The organism is Cochleicola gelatinilyticus (assembly GCF_001637325.1).
GTDB classification, from domain to species: Bacteria; Bacteroidota; Bacteroidia; order Flavobacteriales; family Flavobacteriaceae; genus Cochleicola; species Cochleicola gelatinilyticus.
This window is the reverse complement of record NZ_LRXL01000037.1, coordinates 579,126-596,227: the sequence shown is the minus strand read 5'-3', so window position 1 is coordinate 596,227 and position 17,102 is coordinate 579,126. Positions and strand designations below refer to the sequence as shown.

The following is a 17,102-nucleotide window of genomic DNA, read 5'->3' as shown; positions in this document are numbered from 1 at the left end:
TAGCCTTAACTATTTACCAGATATACAGCATCTTCCCCATCGTTTTCTTTCCAGCATACTTTTACTTTTTCATTATTAATCGCATCTACCTGTCTGCCACGATAATCGGGCTGAATAGGAAGGTGACGACTAAAGCGTCGGTCGATTAATGTAAGAAGTTCTATTTCTGAAGGTCTCCCAAAGGATTGTATAGCGGTTAATGCCGAACGAATACTACGTCCAGTATAGAGGACATCATCAATAAAAACAACCTTTTTATCTTCTACTATAAAATTAATGTTGGTTTTATTCGCTTCTAGTGGTTTTGTACTTCTTCGAAAATCATCCCGATAAAAGGTAATATCTAAATGCCCTAAAGACACATCTTTAATCTTATAATCGGTTTGTAAAAGTGTTTTAAGTCGGTTGGCAAGAAATATCCCTCTTGGTTGTATGCCAACGAGTACGGTATCACTAAACGTGTCGTGCTTTTCAATTAACTGACAAGCTAAACGATGAAGTGCAATATGGACCTCGGTTTCGTTTAATAACACTTTTTGACTCATAGGAAAGTTCTGAATAGTATTCAGCCAACAAAAGTAAGACAATTTTTACGAATAAAATTTTAAACTCACTAAAAACCCGCGTTAGGGATTGAGCGGCTTGTGTAAGCTCTTTGAGTTGCCCCAAAGCAACGAAAAAGCGAGTAGCGAAAGCCCGACCGCCTTAGCGGGAACGTCCATGAATAAAACTAATATAATATTTGCAAAAAAACTAAATTAACATGCGCTTCGAATTAATGCTGCCATCTTTCTTGTGAGCTCCCTCCTGCTATAATTTTCTATTGCATTGGTTTGTATCGAAAGTGTCCCATCTTTAAAAGCCTTATAATGTGTTAATAGAAGCTCTTTTAAAGCCTCTTCATCTTGATATGTGAAGAATTGACCACTATGCGTTTGTTGTAAAATTTCTTGAATGTCACTTCCTTTGGGACCTAAAGCAATTATAGGACGTTGCGCTGCAAGATATTCGAAAAGTTTCCCAGGGATAATCGCACGGGTCTCTGGTCGATCCATCTCCACAACGAGTAATAATTGCGCATTATGCTGCATTTTTAATGCTTCGGCGTGAGTAACATATCCAATTGTTTTTAACGCCGTTTTTAGTCCTGCGTCTTCAATACTCGATATGATGGTTTCACTTACTGCTCCCACTAATTTTAATTCTAGATCGGTTGCAAATTCTTTATTTTCTGAAGCTATTTCTGAAAGTACCTTCCAAAGAATCTTAGGATTTCGCTCACTTAGTAACGAACCTATATGTGCTATTGAAAATGAAGTGTCTGGTATGGGGTAAATGTCTTCTGAAACTTCATAGCCATTTGTAATAACCTCTATTGGTGTGTTGGTGAGCTGTTTAAATTCTTTCTTTGTGGTCGGGCTTGTCACTACAATCTGATCTGCTTTTTGAAGCACCTCGGTTTCCATTTGTTTATGCTTCTGGGCGGCAGCTTTACTTAGTTTTAATTCTTTATGATAGTGTATGGTGGTCCAAGGATCCCGAAAATCTGCTATCCAAGGAAGGTTTAATTGTTTTTGAAGCTGCATCCCGATAAGGTGAAGACTGTGTGGTGGTCCCGTGGTAATAATACAATCTACCAGATTATTAACAAGTTCTTTTTTAAGAAAAGCTACTGAAGGTTTTACCCAACCAATGCGTGCATCGGGGATAAAAAAGTTTCCTCGCACATACAACATCGCTTTTTCTATAAAAGATTGCTCTTTTTTATTTATTATACCTTTACTAATGGTGTTGGTTTTCTTTTTTGAAAGCATCCCAGCAAAACGATAGGGTTCTTTTATAGGATGTTTTAAAATTTTAATGTCTAAGGGAATTTCAGAAACAAAACTCTCGTCTACGATGGGGTAATGCGGGTTTTCTGGAATGTACACCACAGGCTCAATGTCGAATTCCTTAAAATACTTTACAAACTTTAACCATCTCTGCACGCCCGGTCCACCGGCCGGAGGCCAATAATAGGTAATAATCAGTGCTCGTTTTACCATTATTTCGTATCTCTAGAAGACTTCTTTACTTTAAAATTGTAATAGAGTCCGCCAAGTAACAGTAAAAGAAAAACAATACTGCTTGTTAGTGAAATCATACTTCCCGTTTGTACGACGGTTGGTTCAAATTTAAATTCGATTTTGTGATTTCCTGCAGGAACAGCCATTCCACGAAGCGCATAATTTACACGAATATATTCTGCTAATGTACCATCGATGTATGCGTTCCACCCATTTGGATAATACACTTCAGAAAATACAGCAAGTTGCGGCGAAGTTGTAGATGCTTCATAAACGAGGTATTCTGGTTCGTGATGCACCAACTCTATGGTTGCAGCGCTATCTCTTTTAATTTGTTTTGTAGGAATGAGATTTTTAAATTTTGAATCGACCACCACTGTCCTTTTGGTATCTAAACTGTCTAGTTCCCGAATTTCTTGATTGGCGTTTTCGGTAAATATTACATTATCTACAAACCAAACAGGCCCATTTACATAGGGGTTTCTTTGAGCATACGCAGCTCCGTTTTCTCCTTGTGTGATAATATACTTTACGTTAAGCATGTTTAACATTCCGATATTTCCCTTGCTAATGTAAAACTCATTTAAATCCTGCATTCTTCCAGGTTTGGCGGCGTGATATCCTCCCAGAGCATTATGATAAAAACTTGCACGTCCACTATTAAAAGCCTGCGCAGTGGCATCGTACACCCTGTAGTGCCCGTCATCTTGTAAAATCATTTCGTCTGCAGAGCTTTTCTGAAACGGTTGGTCCATGACTCGTGACTGTACAAAATCATCGTTATTTACATACCGTCTATCCACGCCTACCAAATCGAATACAATTAATCCTGCGATTACGATAATTGTAGCAAATTCTTTCAATTTAGATTTAAAATTTAGCCAAAGTGCAGCAGCTGTGAGCAACACAAAAATTAGAGAACGTATGGCATCGTTTGTTAATAATGTCATTCTATCTTCTCTAATAGCTTCTACAAATCCCATTCCGAGGTCTTCAATAAAGTATTTATCATATGGACTTGCAAAATCAAGAAACACAGATTTCAATACGATCAAAAGAACCGTGGCTCCTCCCACAATTGCTGTTGCGTATAATAATGCTTTCTTGCGTCGTTCTTCACGGTTAGAAAGCTCTTCGGAAGATTGAGTTACTGAAGTAAAGGTAAAATAGTGATGCAACCCAACCACCGCAAGTATTGGTAAAACCAATTCAATAATAACTTGTATTGAGGACACCGCCCTAAATTTATTATACAGTGGTACGTACTCAACGAAAAATCGCGTTAACCCAGAAAAATTATCTCCCCAAGAAAGTAAAAGGCTTAGCACAAACGCAGAAACTAACCACCACTTTATTCGACCTCGAATTAAAAATAAAGCAAGCACGGCCAGAAATAGTGTTACCGCTCCCACATAGGCTGGCGCAGCCACAATTGTTTGGTCACCCCAATACACGGGCACCTGATTGAGTATTTGATTCGCCTGTTGAGGAGAAACGCCCATTTTATATAAAAACTCTTGTGCTTGAGAATCATCGGGAAGTGGATCTCCAGAACCTCCTCCCATAAAACTAGGAATAAATAGATTTAAGCTTTCCCATTTTCCGTAGCTGTATTCTGTAATGTACTCATAATCCAATCCTTCTGAAACTTCTTTAGGCGTGCCATCTGGATGTATGGTTAAGTCTGTTTTTCCACGAGTGGAGCTATCTGCATATTCTTTTGTTGCCAGAATGTTGGTTGCATTTAAGCCAACAGCAATTAAAACACCTAAAGCCATTATTGCTATAGAAATTCCGAAGTGCTTCAATCGCTTCTTACGATAAGCATCAATTAAATAAGCAACCCCTACGCACACCACTAACAACAACAAATAATACGTCATTTGAAAGTGGTTGGTTACTAACTCTAGCGCCATAGCGACTGTAGTTAATAAAAATCCGTACACATACTTTCCTCGAAAGGTTAAAATAATTCCGCTTAGAACAAGAGGCATGTAAGCAATGGCATGGGCTTTGGCATTATGCCCTACGCCTAAAATAATAATGAGATATGTAGAAAAACCGAAAGCTAACGCCCCTAAAAATGCGAGTTTGTAATCAACTTTAAGAACTAGAAATAAAATATACATTCCTATAAAATATAGAAAGAGATAATCTGCGGGCCTCGGAAGAAAACGTAGGGTAAGATCTAGCTTTTTTATATAATTATGCGGGTATTTTGCTCCTAATTGATAGGTTGGCATTCCTCCGAAAGCAGCATCGGTCCAATATAACTCTTCACCAGTTTCTTCACGATGGTCAATTTGCTGTTTGGCCATCCCAGTATATTGAACAATGTCGCTTTGAAAGATCTTCTTTCCTTGTAATACTGGACTAAAATATGCCAGTGCAATAATTACGAAGAGGACTACAACTACGAAATGAGGTATAAAACTTTTAATGGAATAACGCATAGAAAAGAAGTGAAAAATGTAGCGTGAAAAGTATAAAAAATATGGTAGAATTAACCGTGTATTGATTGTGTATTTCTACACAATTAATAAACAAATAAATAGGTTAGAAATATAATTGGAGATTTACTCTTTTATCTCTTCAAAATCAACATACTCTCCAACTGTTTCTTTAGTTCGTCGTGTAGAAGGAGGTTTTTTATCGATAGTTACTTTTCCTTCTTTTTGTGGTTCTGAACGCATTGGATTTTGCCCAAAAGCTTGTTCGAATTTTTGTCCTGCTTTTTTTGCGACATATCGCATAATGTAAGGCGTCAACAAACGTATTAAAAACTTTAGTCCAAAATATACGAGAAGTATGACTAAAATCGTTTTTAGAAAAGTCATCATAATAAATTATACTTTTTTCAAAAATACGGATTGCTGTAGAAAAAGAAGAAAATCAACTATTAAATAAATGATAAAACTTATATCTTTGAAAGAAACAACGAACTGTATGCACCACCCCATCCTTCTATTTCTTATTCTTGTTTTTACCCCACTCTTACAAGTATCCGCTCAGTATACAGATATGATTAACACCAATCGCCCTGGAGTTTCTCAAGGTGCATTTTCGGTGGGTACAAATGTACTACAACTAGAAACTGGTTTTTCGTTGGGCAAAGAAGAACATCGCTTATTTAATACTGAAACAGATGCCTTTAGTTGGGATTATAGTTTACGCTATGGATTATTAAAAGAAGAGCTTGAAATTAGTTTAATTGGAGAATTTCAATCGAATACGGTAAATTTTGCAAATTCTTCAGTCGTTAGTGAAGATAAATTTGCAAACTTCCGAAGCAATACACTCGGAGCAAAATATCTTTTTTACGATCCGTATCGCAAAAGACAACTTGAAGGTCCTAATTTATATAGTTGGAAAGCAAATAATAGATTTCAATGGGCAGATCTCATACCTGCTATTTCCCTATACGCTGGAGTTAACTTCGACTTCGAAGACAATCCGTTTTCGCCAGAATTTGAACAAACTATTAGTCCTAAATTTGTTTTATCCACACAAAATAATTGGATTGGCGGTTGGGTATTTGTTACAAATATCATTGTAGACCGCGTCACTACAGACTTCCCAACCTATGGATATATTGTTACCCTTACGCATTCGGTCACAGATTATTTTTCAGTTTTTCTTGAAAATCAAGGATTAAAAAGCGATTTTTACGCCGACCAATTGTTACGAGGTGGAGCAGCTGTTTTAATTAATAAAGATCTGCATGTTGACCTTTCTGGAATGGTAAACTTTAAAGACACTCCCTCTAGGCTGTATGTACGAGTGGGTGCAGCATACCGTTTCGATATGCATTCGAAAGACGAGTTTATTGAAGAAAAAGGAAAGTCGGGTCGTGACAAGAGAAGAAAAGAAAAAAACAAAAAAGAGAAAAAGAATAACAAACGCAAAGATGGTTTTGAAGATGAGGACGATAATGGCGACGGAAGACTTTAGCTTATGACTCTATGATTACGATAAAAGAAATTCACTCTACACAAGAACTTAAACAGTTTGTAACCTTTCCATTTACTCTGTATAAAAACTGTGAGTTCTGGGTTCCACCGTTGATAAAAGACGAAATGGAAACACTGGACAAAACAAAGAATCCAGTTTTTAAAAATGCAGAAGCATCCTATTTTCTTGCCTATAAAGAAAATGAGATTGTTGGGCGCATTGCGGTAATAATTAACCATCTAGAAATTAACGAAATAGGAAAAAAGAAAGTTCGTTTTGGTTGGTTAGACATGATCGATGATATTGAAGTAACCAAAGCGTTGTTAGAAAAAGTGTATGAAGCTGGAAATGCTCATAATTTAGAATATGCCGAAGGTCCTGTCGGGTTTTCGAACATGGAAAAAGCGGGGATTTTAACCAAGGGATTCGATGAGATGAATACCATGATTACCTGGTACCACTATCCATATTATGCAGAACATTTTGAGAAATTAGGTTTCGAAAAACAAGCAACCTGGGTAGAATATAAACTAAGCATTCCTTCGTCCATTAAAGAAAAAGTAGCTAAGTTTTCGAAAATAGTAAAACAACGCTACAAGCTTTCAGTAATTACATTTAAGAACAAAAAGGAAATTCTTCCCTACGTAGATGTGATGTTCGATCTTTTAAATAAGACGTATAATACACTACAAACATTTGTGCCGGTACAACAATATCAAATTGACTACTACAAAGAGAAATATTTTACCTTTATTCAGCCAGATTATATTACGTGTATACAGGACGAAAAAGGAAATCTTATCGCATTTTCTATTGTCATGCCTTCGTTTACCAAAGCATTAAAAAAAGCTAACGGACGCCTTCTCCCCTTTGGCTGGTATCATTTATGGAAAGCACAACGAAAAAATGACCGTGCCGCTTTTTATTTAATAGGCATCGATCCAGAATATCAAGGAAAAGGAGTTACCGCTATTATTTTCGAAGAGATGCAATATTTATTTAATTCAAAAGGCATCGATACGGTAGAAACCAACCCCGAACTTATTGAAAATACAGCCGTGCAATTACTCTGGAAAGATTACTCTCCAATTCAACACAAAGAAAGAAGCACCTTTAAAAAGTCACTCTAAATCCACTTTGGGCGTTCCCCTCGTCACCTCAGGTCGGGCTATACGTTTCAATCTGCTTAGGCAGGATTTTCACTGCTATCCCTAACGCAAAACTTATGTATGCGTTACATAAAACCGATGTCTTTAATAGACACTAGAGTTTTAAAAATTGTTTTATTAAAAAAGCACCTGCTATAAAATAACAGGTGCTTTTTTAATTTTATAAAACTATAAAGTTTACTCGCCCATAGCTGCAGCAACTGCTGCTGAAAGTCTCTTGTATGTTCCGTTTTCTAGTCGCTCTCGGATTGCTGAGAATGCTTCCAGTGTTTCGTTAATATCTTCCATTGTATGGGAAGCTGTAGGGATCATTCTTAAAAGAATTAATCCTTTAGGAATAACAGGGTATACTACAATCGAACAGAAAATACCATGATTTTCACGCAAATCTTTCACAAGAGCCATTGCTTCAGGAATACTTCCTTTAAGATAGACTGGTGTTACACAACTCTGCGTCGTTCCAATATCGAAACCACGTTCTTTAAGTCCGTTTTGTAAAGCATCAACATTTTTCCAAAGTTTTTCTTTAAGCTCGGGCATAGTACGCAACATATCAAGACGCTTTAACGCACCTACAACTAATTGCATTTGTAAAGATTTTGCGAACATCTGTGAACGCAAATTATATTTAAGGTAATTAATAATTTCTTCGTCAGCGGCTATAAAAGCTCCCGTACTTGCTAAAGACTTTGCGAATGTTGCGAAGTATACATCGATCTCATCTTGCACTCCCTGCTCCTCTCCTGCTCCGGCACCTGTTTTTCCAAGCGTTCCGAAACCATGAGCATCATCAACAAAAAGTCTAAATTTATATTTTTTCTTAAGAGCGACAATTTCTTTCAATTTCCCTTGTTCTCCACGCATTCCGAAGACCCCTTCAGAAATTAAAAGAATTCCTCCGCCAGTTTTTTCTGCAACTTTTTCAGCACGTTTTAGATTTTTTTCGATACTTTCCATATCGTTGTGCTTGTAGGTAAAACGCTGTCCTAAATGTAGACGAACACCATCGATAATACAGGCGTGGGCATCTACATCATATACAATAACATCATCTTTAGAAACCAAGGCATCTACAGTAGAAACCATTCCCTGATATCCAAAATTTAAAAGATAGGCAGCTTCTTTACTTACAAATTCTGCTAATTCATTTTGAAGTTGCTCATGGAGATCTGTGTGACCACTCATCATACGTGCACCCATTGGATACGCAGAACCGTATTCAGCAGCTGCTTCAGCATCTACTTTACGAACTTCAGGGTGATTTGCAAGCCCTAGGTAATCGTTCACACTCCACGTGATCACTTCCTTACCTTTAAAACCCATTCGGTTTGAAATAGGACCTTCTAGCTTTGGAAATACAAAATACCCTTCCGCTTGTTCTGCCCACTTACCTAAGGGACCTTTGTCTTTATAAATTTTATCGAATAAATCTTTCATCAAATGTCAAAAATTATGATTGCAAGGGGCAAAAATACTGAAATTTCTCTTCACTACCATACCCTTTATCGCTAAGAAATGAACAGAAAAAAAGCCGTTATTGTTAGTAACGACTTTTTATTCTGATAGTTATTTTAACTTACTTAATGTATTGTACATCAGAAACTTCTTCAGGTTCCATTTCCATAAAACCTTGCTGATCCATCCAGTCGTCACTATAGATTTTACTCATATAACGCGAACCGTGATCGGGAAATATAACGACAACATTGCTGTCTTTCGAAAAAACGCCTTCTTCATCCAGTTGTTTCAACCCTTGCATAGCAGCTCCACTCGTATACCCTGCAAACAACCCTTCTGTTCTTGCTAGTTCACGTGCGGTGTGTGCACTACTTTCGTCTGTAACTTTAATAAAATAGTCAATCTGATCGAAATCGGTAGCAGAGGGTATTAGATTCTTACCAAGACCTTCAATTCGATATGGATAGATTTCATTCTTATCTAATTCTCTGGTTTCATGATACTTCTGTAGCACCGACCCATAAGCGTCGATCCCTATAACTTGAATATTAGGATTTTGTTCTTTCAAATATTTTGCAGTTCCTGAGATTGTTCCTCCTGTACCACTACAAGCCACTAAATGCGTGATTTGCCCATTTGTCTGTTTCCAGATTTCAGGACCAGTAGTCTTATAGTGAGCCTCAATATTGAGCTTGTTAAAATATTGATTTATGTAGACAGAACCTTCGGTTTCTTTATGAAGCCGCTTAGCTACTTCGTAATACGATCTAGGGTCATCTGCTGGAACATGCGCTGGACAAACATAGACAGAAGCCCCCATTGTTCTAAGCATGTCTATTTTATCTTTAGAAGATTTAGAACTTACCGCCAGAATACATTTGTATCCTTTAATAATACTCACCATTGCAATACTAAAACCCGTATTACCACTTGTGGTCTCGATAATGGTATCCCCAGGTTTTAAAATCCCCTTTGCTTCGGCTTCTTCAATAATGTGTAATGCTATTCGGTCTTTGCTTGAGTGTCCTGGATTGAATGCTTCTACTTTTGCAAAATAATTACCTTGCATTTTTTCCGTAATGTTGTTAAGCTTAATTAACGGTGTATCACCAATTAATTCTAACACATTCGAATAGGCTTTAATTCCTTCTTTCATACAGAGTTATTTTGTTATAAATTAGAAGTTAAATCACTTCAGTTTTTAAAACAGGGCAAAGATACTAAGTTTTTTTTAATTACTCTTTTATCCCCTCCATATCAAGTAGAAAGGCATAATCTATAGCTACTTCCTTTAATGCTTCAAAACGACCCGATGCTCCTCCATGCCCTGCATCCATGTTAGTTTGTAGTAGTAATAAATTGTCATCCTTTTTTAGTTCTCTAAGCTTTGCAACCCATTTTGCTGGTTCCCAATACTGCACTTGTGAATCGTGCAAGCCAGTTGTTACTAACATATTGGGATACTCTTTCGCTTCCACATTATCGTAAGGGGAATACGACTTCATATACTCGTAGTATTCTTTTTCATTTGGATTTCCCCATTCATCGTACTCTCCAGTGGTAAGAGGAATGCTATCATCAAGCATGGTCGTTACTACATCTACAAAAGGCACAGAAGCAATCACTCCGTTATATAATTCAGGTGCCATATTTACGATGGCTCCCATTAATAGTCCTCCGGCAGAACCTCCAGAAGCGTATAAATGCTCTTTAGAGGTATAATTTTCAGTAATTAAAAATTTAGAAGCATCTACAAAATCGGTAAATGTATTTTTCTTTTTCAATAATTTTCCGTCTTCATACCATTGACGTCCTAAGTATTCTCCGCCACGAACGTGTGCGATTGCAAAAGCAAATCCACGATCTAGCAAACTTAACCGTACTGTAGAAAAATAAGGGTCGATCGTTGAGCCATACGAACCATACGCATACAAGAGCAATGGACTTTTACCGTTTTGTTCGAATCCTTTTTTATAAATTATCGAAATAGGAATTTTAGTACCGTCTTCTGCCGTCGCCCATACACGTTTCGATTCGTAATTATCTTTGTTGAACTTACCGCCAAGTACTTCTGTTTCTTTTTTAACTTCCTTTTCTTTAGACTCCATATTAAAATCGATTATCGATGCAGGAGTTCCTAATGCATTGTAACCATAGCGAAGTATCTTTGTGTCAAATTCAGGATTTTGAACAGTATAAGCGGTGTAGGTTTCATTTTCGAAAGGCAAATAGTACTCTTTGCTTCCGTCCCACCGTTGTATATGAATTTTATTTAGACCATTACTGCGTTCACTTACTACCAGATATTCCTTAAAAATATCGATATCTTCCAAAAGTACGTCTTCCCGATGAGAGATTACATCGCTCCAATGCTCTTTCCCTGTTGCAGTTTCTGAAGTCTTCATCAATTTAAAGTTGATGGCTTTATCTTTATTTGTAAGTACGTAGAAATAGCTTCCGAAGTGAGATATACTATATTCTAATCCACGCTCTCTTGGCTGAAAGACTTTAAAAGGTTTATTTGGAGTATTGGCATCAAGAATTCTAAATTCAGAAGTAAGTGTGCTGTAAGAGCCAATTACTAAATACTTCTTCGACTTTGTCTTGTAGATATACGTTCCGAAAGTTTCATCTTCTTCAGTAAAAATTAATTCATCTTCTGAAGCATTAGTTCCTAAAGTGTGTTTGTAGATCTGATTAGAACGTAAAGTTTTTTCGTCTTTTCGGGTATAAAATAATGTTTTATTATCGTTTGCCCATGTTGCACTTCCTGTTGTTTGTGGAATATTTTCTTCAAGAAGCTCACCCGTTTCAAGGTTTTTTATAAAAATGGTATATTTTCTTCGGCTCACGGTGTCGATTCCAAACGAAACTAATTTATTATTCGGACTTATATTTATTCCATTTAAGTTGTAATATGAAAATCCTTCAGCCATTTCATTGACATTAAAAAGGATTTCTTCTTCCGCATCTAATGTTTCTTTTTTTCTAGTATATATTGGGTAATCGTTTCCTTTTTCAAAACGCGTGATATAATAGTACCCATTTAATTTATACGGCACAGATGAATCGTCTTCTTTGATTCGCTCCTTCATTTCTTCGAACAATGATTTTTTTAAACCATCGGTATGAGCTGTCATTTTATTGTAATAATCGTTCTCTCTTTCTAGATAATCGATCACTTCAGGATTTTCTTTGTCGTTTAACCAATAATAATTATCTACGCGAATATCGCCGTGCATTTCAAGGTTTTTAGCATTTTTTTCGGTTGTAGGAGGGGTTATTTTCATAGTATTTTTTGAGGTTTCCTTACTATTACAAGAAATAGCAGAACTTAGTAACGTAAGAGAAACAATTAGTGCGATTTTCATAAACAAAAGGTTGAATTGTAGCGGTGCAAAGTAGTAAATTTGCAATGAATATAAAAAAGAAAGATATGTTTGGAGATTTAATGGGAATGATGGGGAAACTCAAAGAAACCCAAGAAAAAGTTGAAGCCACAAAAAAGAGGCTTGACACAGTATTAGTAGATGAATCGAGTAATGATGGATTAATAAAAGTGACAATTACTGCCAATAGAGAAATTAAAAACATTTCTTTAGATGATGCCCTTTTGGAAGACAAAGAGCAACTAGAAGATTATTTAGTACTCACTCTTAATAAGGCAATAGCTAAAGCTACAGAAATTAACGAAACCGAAATAGGTGCTGTAGCAAAAGAAGGCATGCCAAATATCCCTGGAATGGACCTTTTAAAATAAAACATGATGTGCTTTAAATTGTAATTTAATAGAATTGTACTTCTATTATTTTGACTACTAAAAATCCACGAATAAATTATATTCGTGGATTTTTATTTTAGATTGGCTTCCCTTACTAAACTTAAAACTAATCCATTATTTTGTTCTTGCTTTAATTAGAAGAGCTAAATTTATCTACAAAAGCAAAATGATGACTGGTATCTTTATAGGTATTAAAAGAACTATATCCAGATAACTTTCCTAACTCTTGTCCTTTAGCGTTTAACATTACAAGTTTTGGAAACGACTTATTCTTATTATATTTTGCTACAATTTTTTTATTGTATGCCAATTGGTCTTCGGAAAGTATATCGACTCGTCTAGGATAATCTATCATTACCAATACAAAATTATCTGCTCGATCTGCAAATTCTGAAGTTTCAAAAAAATCTTTTTTTAGTGCAATACAAGGAGAACACCAGTCACTTCCTGTGAAATAAACCAAAATTTGTTTGTTCTCAGCTTGAGAAATTTTCTCTGCCTCTTCAAGATCTGTATGCCAATTAAGAGTAATTAACTCATCTTGGGCAAAACCAAGAAAGCCCGAAAATAAAAAAACAATTATCAAGAGTCGTTTCATAAGATGTATTTTAAATATATTCAACATATTATGTGCCAAAGATGACACAAAAAAAAAGAATTCCCAAATTAATGGGAATTCTCTTAAAACGTGTCGATGGTTATTTTAGTGTATTATAACACTATTTACCACTGTTATTCATTAATCTGAATTCAGTTCTACGGTTAATAGCGTGCTCACGTTCTGTACAAGATACTCCGTCTGCACATCTGTTTTTAAGTCTTGTTTCACCAAAACCATTAGCTACTAATAAACTACTGTTTATTCCTTTCGCTTGAAGGTATGTTACAACAGCTTGAGCTCTTCTTTCAGAAAGATCTTGATTCGAAGTTTTACTTCCTCTTGAATCTGTATGAGAAACAATTTCTAATCGAGCTCCTTCGTTCTGATTTAAAACAGGCATTAAGCGCGTATCAATAAGACTTTTAGCTTCTGCAGTTAATGTAGCGCTACCTAAGTTCCAGTTTATTGGAAGTGCTTGATATTCTACTAACTCACAATCAACTTCTTTCCAAGTAGTAAGACCACCTTTTTGTTGAAGAACTTCTTTTGTAACTGTTTTACTTACAGCAGGAACTGTTTCCTCTTCTACTCTTGCGTCTGCTACTAGTTTTGTAACAGTAAGTGATTGAGACTTACCAGAAATGTTTACAGTTCTAGTGGTTGGAGGAGTTTTCATTACTCGCTTCGTAAACGTCTTAGATACTGCAGGAGAAGTTTCTACTCTTGTAGTTTCGTTAGAGTAAAGAGTTTTAGTTACCGTTTTAGTCTCAGCAGGAATTTCGATTCGCTCTGTAGTTGGAGGTGTTACCATAACTCTTTTAGACATTGTTTTTCTAACTTCAGGAACAGTAATAGTTCTCGTTGTTGGAGGCGTTACCATAACAGTAGTTTTAACTGTTTTAGTTTCACCAGGAATATCAATTACACGAGTCGTTGCAGGACTTGTCATAACCGTTTTTGTATACGTTCCAGTACAATCTTCGCCACTTGAGTTACTTCCGTCAGCACAATCTGGAGTTTTCACGAAAGATGCGTCTGTTGCTAAACGCTGTACACTTACTGTAGTAAATTCAGCAGGAATTCCCTTATAACACCAGTATCTACAATCGTTAGGGTCGCTTGAAGCACACTCAGCAGCTGGAGTATCACTCATTTCCCAACGAGCCGTAGCAGGCTTAACCTCAATAGACTCGTAGTCTGAAGTAAAACTAGCAGGAGTAGTTCTAATAGACGATCCACCTTCTTTCTTTGTATAAGTTACAGTTTCAGTTCCCCATTGCGCTGGAATAACCTCTAATCGCTGCGATGGCTCTTTTACAGTAATTACGACATCTCTTGTTTCGTATACTGCTGGTACAATTTCAACTTTTTGATACGCTGGTTGCACTACTACTTCGAAATCTCTGTTTTCGTAAACTGCAGGAACCACACGAAGACTATAACTTGCGTCAGACACAGTTACTGTTTCAGTATCGGTAGATTTTTCTGAACCTATTTTAATAAGACTTTGAGAGGCTTCCTTTGTAACAATGTCAAAAGACTCTGTAGCGTACTCTGCAGGGATCACCTCTAAGGTAGTTCCAGCAGATTTAGCATCTACGGTCATTGTTTCTCTTTCGTATTGTGCTGGTACCACTCTTAATTTTTTGTATGCAGGGGATACCTGTACCGTCACTTCTTGGTTCACCCAAACGTCAGGAGTTACACAACGAATGTAACATTTACCAGGCTCAGGGTTTGTTGGTAGATCTTGTCCAAAAGCTACAGAAGCAACCAGTAAAGAAAGACCTAATAAAATAATTTTTTTCATGTTTGTTGATGTTTAAGGTTATTTATTTGACACGAAATTAGTGCTATAGACATAAATTTACTAAAAAAAAACGGACAAACTTTCATTGCCCTCCTTCATTTTCGACTAGTTGTCAAATTAAGAGGATTAAGTACAACGTCCAAAAAATATTAGTTCTACGGTATTAATTTATTGTTTCAATAGAGCTAAATCAATTTTTTTTTAGAATTTTAACAATCCAAATTAAAACATTAATAGATTATGTTCGAGTTAACCAAAAATAAAGAAAAAGGCACATTTCACTTCGTTCTAAAAGCTGCGAATGGACAGGTGATTTTAACAAGTGAAACGTACGAAAGTAAGATGAGCGCTTTAAATGGAATAGCATCCGTTCAAAAAAATTGTGCCGATGACACTAAGTTTGAACGTAAAACATCTAGAAACGGAAAATTTTTCTTTAACCTAAAAGCAAAAAACGGAAAAATTATTGGTAGCAGTCAGCTTTATGTTGGGGAATCTGGTTTGCAAAATGGTATTGTTTCGGTTCAAAAACATGCGGTTGATGCTGAGACGAAAGAACTTTAGCTATAAGCGTTAAGCGTATCTAAAAAATATTTGTGCATCTCCTCGGTATAATCGTAATGTGTTACCACCCTTAGCTTTCCTTTTCCCATAGCACTTATTCGAATCTTCTTTTCTGAAAGATCTTTCATAAAGACTTCTTCTGAAAAAGCAGGCTTGAGTGTAAAAATAACAATATTGGTCTCTGTAGGCTCTACTGATGCGATATAACTTTGTTTTTTTAGAACCTCTGAAATTTCTGTAGCCTTTTGGTGATCTTCCGATAATCGTTTAACATGATGTTCTAAGGCATAAATGCCAGCAGCAGCCATAAAACCTATTTGGCGCATCCCTCCCCCCAATACTTTCCGAACACGTATTGCATTTTTCATTATTTCTTTTGTCCCAATGAGCACTGTTCCTAACGGAGTGCCAAGACCTTTGCTAAGACATATAGAAATTGTATCGAAAATTTCCCCGTACACTTTTGGGTCTTCATTTTTTGCCACTAATGCATTAAATAAGCGCGCTCCATCTAAATGTAAACCTAGACCATGTGCAGTACAAACAGAGCGAATTTTTTTTATTTCTTCCAAATCATAACATGCCCCTCCCCCTTTATTGGTTGTGTTTTCTAGACACACCAATGTGGTTAACGGACTATGATAAAAATCAGGAGGATTTATGTTTTCTTCTACTTGGGCCGCTGTAATCATCCCTCTGCTTCCATCTATTAATTTACAAGAAACGCCACTATTAAATGAAACACCACCGCCTTCATAGTTAAATACATGTGCCCATTTATCACAAATGAGTTGCTCTCCTGGTTGTGTATGTAATTTAATGGCAGCTTGATTCGCCATACTCCCCGTGGGAAAAAATAACGCATTATCCAATCCGAAGAGAGATGCTAACTTTTCTTCTAACTCGTTTACAGTGGGATCTTCTTTATATACATCATCGCCAGTTTCTGCATTTATAATTGCTTGTAACATGGCAGCAGTTGGCTTAGTTACAGTATCACTTCTAAGGTCAATGGTCATAGTAATTATATTCTTTTTAGATCTGTACTCAATTCAATATTCTCAATTGCTGTGTTAAGCAATCTATCAAAAAGTACTATTTTAAGATTGCTATTGTAAATATAATTTACGTTTTCCATATCAGGCTCTGTTGTCGTAGAACGAGTGTTGTAAGTCTGTCCTACAGTCTCGTCACCTTTAATAAATTGAAAATTTCGATAACAGGCATAAATAGGGGTTCGTAAAGAAGGTACTTTTCTCCTATTTTCTGAAATAAATGGCCGTACAAATCCAAAACGAAGTTCTTGAAAGTGAAAATTCATAAAAGTAATAAGATCTTTATTTTCAATTATTAAGGGGTAATAGCTTCCGCAGTTATCAATTTTTTTTCCATAAACAATTTCATCCTTCTCCCAAAAAAAATAGGTTTCGTAATTTGTCCCCTTACTAATACACCGCTGATTGTTTCCAAGGTCATAAATCACAATTTCACCTACACAATATCGCTGGGTATAAAAGAATTGATCTATTCCTTTATCTTTTAATTCTAGAATAAATTCGTCAATTAATTGATCGACATATGTCTTGTCATTTTGTGAAAAGACGCAAGTAACCGAAATAAGCATTAAAAAGAAAAGTATTTTTTTTATCATACTCATCAATCCCCTGAAGGTTGGTATTCAAAAATATTAAATATATTTAAC

The 17,102-nt window shown here is 36.1% G+C and carries 15 protein-coding genes; 4 read left to right on the top strand and 11 right to left on the bottom strand.

Going from position 1 to position 17,102, the window contains the following annotated elements; genetic code table 11:
- Nucleotides 1-5 precede the first annotated feature (5 nt).
- The 4 genes from pyrR to ULVI_RS10300 all read right to left on the bottom strand — a co-directional run bounded on the left by pyrR (nucleotide 6) and on the right by ULVI_RS10300 (nucleotide 4,906).
- Nucleotides 6-545, bottom strand: coding sequence for a bifunctional pyr operon transcriptional regulator/uracil phosphoribosyltransferase PyrR (gene pyrR / locus ULVI_RS10315; protein WP_068592458.1), 540 nt, complete (start codon nucleotides 543-545; stop codon nucleotides 6-8).
- A 213-nt stretch (nucleotides 546-758) separates the two neighbouring features.
- On the bottom strand, nucleotides 759-2,045 hold the full coding sequence (locus ULVI_RS10310) for a glycosyltransferase family 4 protein (RefSeq protein WP_068592456.1): 1,287 nt from the start codon (nucleotides 2,043-2,045) through the stop codon (nucleotides 759-761).
- Complete coding sequence (locus ULVI_RS10305; protein ID WP_068592454.1) at nucleotides 2,045-4,519, bottom strand: glycosyltransferase family protein; 2,475 nt, start codon at nucleotides 4,517-4,519, stop codon at nucleotides 2,045-2,047. Before ULVI_RS10305 ends, ULVI_RS10310 begins: the two co-directional genes overlap by 1 nt.
- Before the next feature lie 123 nt (nucleotides 4,520-4,642).
- The gene (locus ULVI_RS10300) at nucleotides 4,643-4,906 is read right to left on the bottom strand and encodes a DUF4834 family protein (protein ID WP_317039837.1); all 264 of its coding nucleotides are present in this window, start codon (nucleotides 4,904-4,906) and stop codon (nucleotides 4,643-4,645) included.
- Nucleotides 4,907-4,991: 85 nt separating this feature from the next.
- Here ULVI_RS10300 and ULVI_RS10295 point away from each other — a divergent pair, with 85 nt between their 5' ends.
- Both ULVI_RS10295 and ULVI_RS10290 read left to right on the top strand, forming a co-directional pair.
- Entirely contained in the window at nucleotides 4,992-6,017 is a 1,026-nt protein-coding gene (locus tag ULVI_RS10295; protein WP_241780977.1) for a transporter, read from the top strand.
- Nucleotides 6,018-6,028: 11 nt separating this feature from the next.
- On the top strand, nucleotides 6,029-7,147 hold the full coding sequence (locus tag ULVI_RS10290) for a GTP cyclohydrolase (protein ID WP_068592448.1): 1,119 nt from the start codon (nucleotides 6,029-6,031) through the stop codon (nucleotides 7,145-7,147).
- A gap of 216 nt (nucleotides 7,148-7,363) precedes the next feature.
- Here the strand turns inward: ULVI_RS10290 and ULVI_RS10285 are convergent, their stop codons facing one another.
- From ULVI_RS10285 to ULVI_RS10275, 3 genes are all read right to left on the bottom strand, one after another.
- On the bottom strand, nucleotides 7,364-8,623 hold the full coding sequence (locus ULVI_RS10285; protein WP_068592447.1) for an aminotransferase class I/II-fold pyridoxal phosphate-dependent enzyme: 1,260 nt from the start codon (nucleotides 8,621-8,623) through the stop codon (nucleotides 7,364-7,366).
- A 139-nt stretch (nucleotides 8,624-8,762) separates the two neighbouring features.
- Complete coding sequence (locus ULVI_RS10280; protein WP_068592445.1) at nucleotides 8,763-9,800, bottom strand: PLP-dependent cysteine synthase family protein; 1,038 nt, start codon at nucleotides 9,798-9,800, stop codon at nucleotides 8,763-8,765.
- A 79-nt stretch (nucleotides 9,801-9,879) separates the two neighbouring features.
- On the bottom strand, nucleotides 9,880-12,015 hold the full coding sequence (locus ULVI_RS10275) for a S9 family peptidase (protein WP_068592443.1): 2,136 nt from the start codon (nucleotides 12,013-12,015) through the stop codon (nucleotides 9,880-9,882).
- A gap of 65 nt (nucleotides 12,016-12,080) precedes the next feature.
- Here ULVI_RS10275 and ULVI_RS10270 point away from each other — a divergent pair, with 65 nt between their 5' ends.
- Nucleotides 12,081-12,404, top strand: coding sequence for a YbaB/EbfC family nucleoid-associated protein (locus ULVI_RS10270; RefSeq protein ID WP_068592589.1), 324 nt, complete (start codon nucleotides 12,081-12,083; stop codon nucleotides 12,402-12,404).
- Between the two features lie 151 nt (nucleotides 12,405-12,555).
- Here ULVI_RS10270 and ULVI_RS10265 read toward each other — a convergent pair whose 3' ends face one another.
- Nucleotides 12,556-13,023 carry a thioredoxin family protein gene (locus tag ULVI_RS10265; RefSeq protein WP_068592441.1) on the bottom strand — a complete coding sequence of 156 codons (468 nt, stop codon included), beginning with the start codon at nucleotides 13,021-13,023 and terminating at the stop codon, nucleotides 12,556-12,558.
- 121 nt (nucleotides 13,024-13,144) lie between these two features.
- Nucleotides 13,145-14,836, bottom strand: coding sequence for an OmpA family protein (locus ULVI_RS15800; RefSeq protein ID WP_068592439.1), 1,692 nt, complete (start codon nucleotides 14,834-14,836; stop codon nucleotides 13,145-13,147).
- Between the two features lie 240 nt (nucleotides 14,837-15,076).
- Between ULVI_RS15800 and ULVI_RS10255 the strand changes: the two genes are divergently transcribed.
- A complete protein-coding gene (locus ULVI_RS10255) occupies nucleotides 15,077-15,400 on the top strand; it encodes a YegP family protein (RefSeq protein ID WP_068592436.1) in 324 nt (107 codons plus the stop codon).
- On the opposite strand, the gene ULVI_RS10250 is transcribed toward ULVI_RS10255, so the two are convergent.
- On the bottom strand, nucleotides 15,397-16,419 hold the full coding sequence (locus tag ULVI_RS10250) for a threonine aldolase family protein (RefSeq protein WP_068592434.1): 1,023 nt from the start codon (nucleotides 16,417-16,419) through the stop codon (nucleotides 15,397-15,399). The two genes, ULVI_RS10255 and ULVI_RS10250, sit on opposite strands and share 4 nt — an antisense overlap.
- A 5-nt stretch (nucleotides 16,420-16,424) precedes the next feature.
- The gene (locus ULVI_RS10245) at nucleotides 16,425-17,057 is read right to left on the bottom strand and encodes a hypothetical protein (RefSeq protein ID WP_157632609.1); all 633 of its coding nucleotides are present in this window, start codon (nucleotides 17,055-17,057) and stop codon (nucleotides 16,425-16,427) included.
- Between the last annotated feature and the right edge of the window lie 45 nt (nucleotides 17,058-17,102).

Coding starts and splice junctions, on each gene's coding strand:
- pyrR (WP_068592458.1), bottom strand. CDS start 545: ATGAGTCAAAAAGTGTTATTAAACGAAACCGAGGTCCATATTGCACTT.
- ULVI_RS10310 (WP_068592456.1), bottom strand. CDS start 2,045: ATGGTAAAACGAGCACTGATTATTACCTATTATTGGCCTCCGGCCGGT.
- ULVI_RS10305 (WP_068592454.1), bottom strand. CDS start 4,519: ATGCGTTATTCCATTAAAAGTTTTATACCTCATTTCGTAGTTGTAGTC.
- ULVI_RS10300 (WP_317039837.1), bottom strand. CDS start 4,906: ATGATGACTTTTCTAAAAACGATTTTAGTCATACTTCTCGTATATTTT.
- ULVI_RS10290 (WP_068592448.1), top strand. CDS start 6,029: ATGATTACGATAAAAGAAATTCACTCTACACAAGAACTTAAACAGTTT.
- ULVI_RS10285 (WP_068592447.1), bottom strand. CDS start 8,623: ATGAAAGATTTATTCGATAAAATTTATAAAGACAAAGGTCCCTTAGGT.
- ULVI_RS10280 (WP_068592445.1), bottom strand. CDS start 9,800: ATGAAAGAAGGAATTAAAGCCTATTCGAATGTGTTAGAATTAATTGGT.
- ULVI_RS10275 (WP_068592443.1), bottom strand. CDS start 12,015: ATGAAAATCGCACTAATTGTTTCTCTTACGTTACTAAGTTCTGCTATT.
- ULVI_RS10270 (WP_068592589.1), top strand. CDS start 12,081: ATGTTTGGAGATTTAATGGGAATGATGGGGAAACTCAAAGAAACCCAA.
- ULVI_RS10265 (WP_068592441.1), bottom strand. CDS start 13,023: ATGAAACGACTCTTGATAATTGTTTTTTTATTTTCGGGCTTTCTTGGT.
- ULVI_RS15800 (WP_068592439.1), bottom strand. CDS start 14,836: ATGAAAAAAATTATTTTATTAGGTCTTTCTTTACTGGTTGCTTCTGTA.
- ULVI_RS10255 (WP_068592436.1), top strand. CDS start 15,077: ATGTTCGAGTTAACCAAAAATAAAGAAAAAGGCACATTTCACTTCGTT.
- ULVI_RS10250 (WP_068592434.1), bottom strand. CDS start 16,419: ATGACCATTGACCTTAGAAGTGATACTGTAACTAAGCCAACTGCTGCC.
- ULVI_RS10245 (WP_157632609.1), bottom strand. CDS start 17,057: ATGAGTATGATAAAAAAAATACTTTTCTTTTTAATGCTTATTTCGGTT.